The organism is Buttiauxella sp. A111, from assembly GCF_014189855.1.
In the GTDB taxonomy this organism is placed as follows: Bacteria; Pseudomonadota; Gammaproteobacteria; order Enterobacterales; family Enterobacteriaceae; genus Buttiauxella; species Buttiauxella selenatireducens.
Map to the genome: position 1 here is coordinate 1 of NZ_BJFN01000017.1, position 5,145 is coordinate 5,145.

The 5,145-nt window shown below is 46.4% G+C and carries 5 protein-coding genes and 4 tRNA genes; 7 read left to right on the plus strand and 2 right to left on the minus strand.

What is annotated here, in order from left to right; translation table 11 throughout:
- Positions 1–210: 210 nt before the first annotated feature.
- Both murB and birA read left to right on the plus strand, forming a co-directional pair.
- Positions 211–1,239 carry a UDP-N-acetylmuramate dehydrogenase gene (murB, locus tag BSPA111_RS22300; protein WP_183273298.1) on the plus strand — a complete coding sequence of 343 codons (1,029 nt, stop codon included), beginning with the start codon at positions 211–213 and terminating at the stop codon, positions 1,237–1,239.
- Positions 1,236–2,198: a bifunctional biotin--[acetyl-CoA-carboxylase] ligase/biotin operon repressor BirA gene (gene birA / locus BSPA111_RS22305; RefSeq protein ID WP_183273299.1), complete on the plus strand. Its 963-nt coding sequence runs from the start codon at positions 1,236–1,238 to the stop codon at positions 2,196–2,198. The genes murB and birA overlap by 4 nt, the downstream gene beginning before the upstream one ends.
- Before the next feature lie 29 nt (positions 2,199–2,227).
- Here the strand turns inward: birA and coaA are convergent, their stop codons facing one another.
- Complete coding sequence (gene coaA / locus BSPA111_RS22310; protein WP_221200580.1) at positions 2,228–3,178, minus strand: type I pantothenate kinase; 951 nt, start codon at positions 3,176–3,178, stop codon at positions 2,228–2,230.
- A 204-nt stretch (positions 3,179–3,382) separates the two neighbouring features.
- On the minus strand, positions 3,383–3,931 hold the full coding sequence (locus tag BSPA111_RS22315) for a GNAT family N-acetyltransferase (protein ID WP_183273301.1): 549 nt from the start codon (positions 3,929–3,931) through the stop codon (positions 3,383–3,385).
- A 336-nt stretch (positions 3,932–4,267) separates the two neighbouring features.
- Here BSPA111_RS22315 and BSPA111_RS22320 point away from each other — a divergent pair.
- The 5 genes from BSPA111_RS22320 to BSPA111_RS22340 all read left to right on the plus strand — a co-directional run.
- Positions 4,268–4,343 (plus strand) — tRNA-Thr (locus tag BSPA111_RS22320).
- 10 nt (positions 4,344–4,353) lie between these two features.
- Positions 4,354–4,438, plus strand: a tRNA-Tyr gene (locus tag BSPA111_RS22325).
- A gap of 115 nt (positions 4,439–4,553) precedes the next feature.
- A tRNA-Gly gene (locus tag BSPA111_RS22330) sits at positions 4,554–4,628 on the plus strand.
- Positions 4,629–4,633: 5 nt separating this feature from the next.
- Positions 4,634–4,709 (plus strand) — tRNA-Thr (locus BSPA111_RS22335).
- 111 nt (positions 4,710–4,820) lie between these two features.
- Positions 4,821–5,145: GTP-binding protein (locus BSPA111_RS22340; protein WP_032641063.1), on the plus strand; the 325-nt coding region annotated here is incomplete at its 3' end.

A 5,145-nucleotide genomic window follows, 5' to 3' on the forward strand; every position in this document is an offset into this window, starting at 1 on the left:
AAACTGTCGGGAACAATTTTGCACGCCGGTCACGGCGGCCCCGGAGGGGCGAGTATCAGGATGATACGAGTAAAAGCCCTGTACTGACGTACAGGGCTTTTTGCTGTCTGCGATTTACCCGAACCGCCCTTGCATATCCGCTCTCAGGCAAGCCAACCCGTGGCATATAAGGTAAACTAACCGGGTTTAAACTCAGGAAAGATACCCAATATGAGCACTCCTCTTAAACCTTTCAATACATTTGGTATTCAGGCTAACGCTTCACGTATTGTCATTGCTGAAACAGTACAGCAGTTAAAAGATGCCTGGAGTGAGACAGTGGCGGGGGATATGCCCGTTTTGATCCTGGGTGAGGGAAGTAACGTTCTCTTTCTGGAAGATTACTCCGGTACCGTAATCGTAAACCGAATTTCTGGCATACAAGTTACAGAAAAGCAGGATGCCTGGCATTTGCATGTTGGTGCAGGGGAGAATTGGCACCATCTGGTTGAATATACCTTACAACAAGGTATGCCAGGGCTCGAGAACTTAGCTTTAATCCCAGGATGTGCTGGGTCTTCACCAATTCAGAATATTGGTGCTTACGGTGTCGAGCTCAAAAGCGTCTGCGAATACGTTGATTGTGTCGATTTACGTAGTGGTGAGATGCATCGCCTGGATAATTCACAGTGCCAATTTGGTTATCGTGACAGTATTTTTAAGCATGAATATCAGAATCACTATGCGATCGTTGCTGTAGGATTATGCTTACCAAAATTGTGGAAGCCAGTTTTATCGTATGGCGATTTGGCCCGCCTTGACGCTGAGAATATCACTCCACATGAAGTTTTTAATACGGTTTGCCACATGCGAATGACAAAACTTCCTGACCCACGTGTTAATGGTAATGCCGGTAGTTTCTTTAAGAATCCGGTTGTTACTGCTGAGCAAGCTGCAGAGTTACTGTCAGTCTTCGCGACGATACCGCACTATCCTCAGCCGGACGGCTCAGTTAAATTAGCTGCAGGATGGCTAATTGACCAGTGCCAACTAAAGGGATATCACGTGGGTGGTGCAGCCGTTCATAAACAGCAGGCGCTGGTACTGATCAACGAAACGAATGCTTCAAGCAAGGATGTTGTTTCTCTGGCTCATCATGTTCGCCAATGTGTCGGGGCGAAATTTAAAGTATGGTTGGAACCCGAAGTTCGCTTCATCGGAGCATGTGGCGAAGTAAGCGCTGTGGAGACCATCGCATGAAAGATAACAAAATTCCTCTAACGCTGATTGGTATTCTTGCTGACGGCGAGTTTCATTCTGGTGAGCAGTTAGGTGAGCAGCTTGGTATGAGCCGAGCGGCTATCAATAAGCATATCCAAACTCTAAGAGATTGGGGAGTCGATGTTTTTACCGTGCCAGGAAAAGGCTACAGTCTGCCAGATCCCATTCAACTGCTTAATGAAAAATTTATAAAATCGCAGATTGATACGGGTTTAGTTGCCGTTCTACCGGTCATTGACTCTACTAATCAGTATTTACTCGATCGTCTTGAAACACTTCAGTCCGGGGATGCCTGCATTGCTGAATATCAGCAAGCTGGTCGAGGACGTCGAGGACGCCAATGGTTTTCACCCTTCGGTGCCAATCTTTACCTGTCTATGTTCTGGCGACTCGAGCAAGGTCCTGCGGCGACAGTTGGTTTAAGCCTTGTTATTGGGGTTGTGATAGCCGAAGTGCTACGCGAATTAGGTGCTGAGGATGTCAGAGTTAAGTGGCCAAATGACCTGTATCTGAATGATCGTAAACTTGCTGGTATTCTGGTTGAGCTTACTGGCAAAACCGGTGATGCTGCGCAGATTGTTATCGGTGCAGGTATTAACCTTGCAATGCGAAATGTGGCGACGGATGTGATTAATCAAAGCTGGATTAATCTTCAGGAAGCCGGAATTAATATAGATCGTAATGCATTAGCAATTAGAATCATAAAAGAATTACGAAAGGCATTACAGCTATTTGAAGAGGAAGGTTTAGTACCTTTCCTGCCGCGCTGGGAATCTCTGGATAACTTTATTAACCGCCAGGTAAAGTTAATTATTGGTAATAGAGAAATTCATGGTATTTCCAGAGGGATTAACGAACAAGGTGGGCTGTTATTAGAACAAGACGGCGTAATTAAACCTTGGGTCGGCGGTGAAATATCATTGCGCGGAGTTAATTAATTCGAATGGGGGGTATTATCCCCCATCTTTTATTTTCTCAGACGTACGCACTCCACTTCATGATTTGCGCTTTTCGTCATGATCAAGCTGGCTCGCTCACGAGTTGGTAGGATATTTTCTTTTAAGTTCCGCCAGTTAATCTCTTTCCAGAGCTGCAATGCGACATTAACGGCTTCATCTTCCGAAAGTTTCGCATAGCTATGGAAATAAGAGTCCGGATCGGTAAATGCACCTTCACGGAACTTCAGGAATCGCGTGATATACCAATCCTGTAGCAACTCTTCAGGCGCATCGACATAAATCGAAAAATCTACGAAGTCCGATACAAATACATGATGCGGATCGTGTGGATAATCCATGCCGCTTTGCAGAACATTTAATCCCTCAAGGATTAGAATATCAGGTTGAGCAACCGTTTTATCACCATCAGGAATAACATCATAAATCAGATGCGAGTAAACTGGTGCTGTGACATTTGGTGCACCTGATTTAATGTCTGAAACGAACTTCACCAAACGATGCATATCGTAGGATTGCGGGAATCCCTTTTTCTTCATCAGATTGCGTTCTTTCAGCACTTTATTCGGATGCAGAAAGCCATCAGTTGTGATCAATTCCACGCGACGATGCTCAGGCCAGCGGCTAAGCAGGGCTTGTAAGACGCGAGCGGTTGTACTTTTACCTACCGCAACGCTTCCCGCAATGCTAATGACGTAGGGAATTCGTTGCCCATTCGTACCGAGAAACTGCTCTAACACAGCCTGTCGGCGAAGATTTGAACTGATATAAAAATTCAATAGACGTGAAAGCGGCAGATAAATTTCGGCCACTTCTTCTAAAGACAGATCCTCATTGATACCCTTCAACCGAGCAATTTCACCTTCAGTCAAAGTCATCGGTACTGAGTCGCGCAAGGCTGCCCATTGGTTGCGGTTGAACTGCATATAAGGAGTCGTTAACATTTGCTCTTTATTACTCATAAGCATGCTTCTGCCTGTAATTCAGGACAAAAATGAACGTAGTACGCGGGCTGAGAAAAGGAGGCTCATCTCAGGTAATCAAAGGCGTGCAACGTATATTACTTTTCACAATGGGCAGGAGGGTAACACCAGATGAGGGAGAATAATAAGAAAAAAAGAAAGTGATGATGCTTTCAGGGGAAAGCATCACATTGTCGTTTGCTTTTAACTTGCTATGCGCTGTGCAAATTGTTTAACAGCGAATAAGCGTTTGTAATAAATGATGGCGGCATGGTAGTAGCCGTCTGACGAACAGATATAGTCTGGTAACTCCCCCAAGCATCGGTATCCTTGCGCGCGATAGAATGCCTCTGCTGGCGTACATGCCTGAACATTGAGGCACAATAATCCTCGATGATGCGCTTTGGCCGCTTTCTCCATCGCCGTAATAAGCTGTTTACCTATGCCCTGCCTACGCGCATGTCGATGGACGAGCAATAATTTTGGAACTGCGCGATTCAAACCGTCTGACTCATTTGTGAGCTCGAGTTGTATGGTTCCTTGCAGACCACGCTCATCACGCGCAATCCACATCAATAAATCTCCTTTATCAAGAGCACTCCGTAATCGGTAGAATGCGCTCTCGGCATCTTCACGTGACGTCCCTAACTGATAACCCACTGATGAGCCACTCTCGATAGAATCCAACAGCAATGCTCCCAGCTCTCGACAATACACAGGTAATGTGGCGGCATTTAAAGAAACAATTTTCATCGCACTTCCCTCCCCGGTGGGCATATCAAACCTATCCCCTTATCAAGCAAGAAACGATCCATGCGGATGTAATCCCTTTTTTCGGTAACGGGGGAGGAAATTTGCACAGTAAAAGCACATCAAGAGTAAAAGGATCGCACAAAGCCGGTGCAATCGAGAGTGCAAAGACCGTGTGAGTAAATCTCTACTGTATCCGCGTGTACAAAAAACACCCTGAGACGATGATTAATCCATCAGTTTTACGAGCTATCGCGCAAAATATAAGCGGTAGTGCATTTTCTTTAATTTTTTTGTTGCATCGCGGGCCCGGTGTTCCTAGAATGCGCGCTACTTGATGCCGACTTAGCTCAGTAGGTAGAGCAACTGACTTGTAATCAGTAGGTCACCAGTTCGATTCCGGTAGTCGGCACCATCAAGTGCTTGGTGGGGTTCCCGAGCGGCCAAAGGGAGCAGACTGTAAATCTGCCGTCATCGACTTCGAAGGTTCGAATCCTTCCCCCACCACCATTTTAGGCAACGCTCTGCGTAGCCCGAGGCGACGAGATTCAACGAGTCGACTCGAATACTAAGGAGCCATTCCTTAGTTTATACAGAATTCAAGCAGGTAGCCGAGTTCCAGGATGCGGGCATCGTATAATGGCTATTACCTCAGCCTTCCAAGCTGATGATGTGGGTTCGATTCCCACTGCCCGCTCCAGATGTGCTGATATAGCTCAGTTGGTAGAGCGCACCCTTGGTAAGGGTGAGGTCGGCAGTTCGAATCTGCCTATCAGCACCACCTCCTTTATCCTTCCTGTTTCTCTTCTGTTAATGAATTCAACAAATTCAGGCTTTCGCCTGGTTGATGTGGTGATATCACCGATTTATCCGTGTCTTAGAGGGACAATCGATGTCTAAAGAAAAATTTGAACGTACAAAACCGCACGTCAACGTCGGTACTATCGGCCACGTTGACCATGGTAAAACCACTCTGACTGCAGCAATTACTACCGTTCTGGCTAAAACCTACGGTGGTTCTGCTCGTGCATTCGACCAGATCGATAACGCACCAGAAGAAAAAGCTCGTGGTATCACCATCAACACTTCCCACGTTGAATATGACACCCCGACTCGCCACTATGCGCACGTTGACTGCCCAGGGCACGCCGACTACGTTAAAAACATGATCACCGGTGCTGCTCAGATGGACGGCGCTATCCTGGTTGTTGCTGCGA